The sequence below is a fragment of the Streptomyces canarius genome (assembly GCF_014650735.1).
GTDB classification, from domain to species: domain Bacteria; phylum Actinomycetota; class Actinomycetes; order Streptomycetales; family Streptomycetaceae; genus Streptomyces; species Streptomyces olivaceoviridis.
Genome location: NZ_BMVN01000193.1, coordinates 1 through 981, shown reverse-complemented (window position 1 = coordinate 981; position 981 = coordinate 1). Strand labels below are relative to the sequence as shown.

Annotated in this window: 1 protein-coding gene; it reads right to left on the bottom strand. The window is 72.6% G+C overall.

The window, feature by feature from the left end:
• The coding region (locus IE294_RS46815; RefSeq protein ID WP_189895398.1) for an AMP-binding protein at nt 1-981 on the bottom strand (981 nt) is incomplete at both ends.

Below are 981 nucleotides of genomic sequence, written 5' to 3'. Positions count from 1 at the left end.
ACCCGGCGGCCCCGGATCTTGACCTGGTGGTCACGCCGCTCGATGAACTCCAGCTGACCGTCCGCCCGCTGCACCACCCGGTCCCCGGTGCGGTACATCCGCGCACCCACGGGACCGAACGGATCCGCCACGAACGTGCCCGCCGTACGCGCCGGATCGTCCAGGTACCCCCGGCCGACGCCCGCCCCACCGACGTACAACTCACCCGGCACACCCACCGGCACCGGCTGCAACTCGTCCGACAGCACATACAGACGGGTGTTGCGAACGGCCGAGCCGATCGGAACGCGGGCACCCAGTTCGTCCCCGTGCCGGATCACCGCGTGCGTCACGTCGTCCGAGCACTCGGTCGGCCCGTACGCGTTCATCATCGGCACGTGCGGATACCGCTCGTGCCACCGCCGGCACAGATCCGCCGGCAACGCCTCACCCGTCACCATCAGCCACCGCAACTCCGGCAGCTCCGGCGCGGACCCCTCGACGTCCCACGCGTCCAACGCGGCCCGCAGCAGCGACGGCACCACCTCCAGGACCGCCACCCGCTCCCCGGCCACCATCGCGAACAGCCCCGACGGATCCGCCGCCAACTCCCCCGCCACCCGCACAGTGCCGCCCACCAGCAGCGGGGCCAGCATCTGCCACACGGAGACGTCGAACGTCAGCGGCGCGTTCTGCACCACCGACTCCCCCGCCACCAGCTCCAGATCCCCGACCTTCGCCCACAGGTGGTTCACCATCCCCGAGCGCTGCACCATCGCCCCCTTGGGACGACCCGTGGACCCGGACGTGAACATCACGTACGCCAGATCCAGGCCCCCGCCGAGGGCGGCCGGCAGGGCGTGGTCGTGGAGGGAGTCCTCCAGGACCAGGACGGTGACGTCACCGGCGAGTTCGCGGGCCCGAGTCGCGTGCGCGCGCCCGGTGAGGAGGTGGCGGGCGCCGCTGTCGGCGAGCAGGGACGCGTTGCGGGCCGCCGGGGCC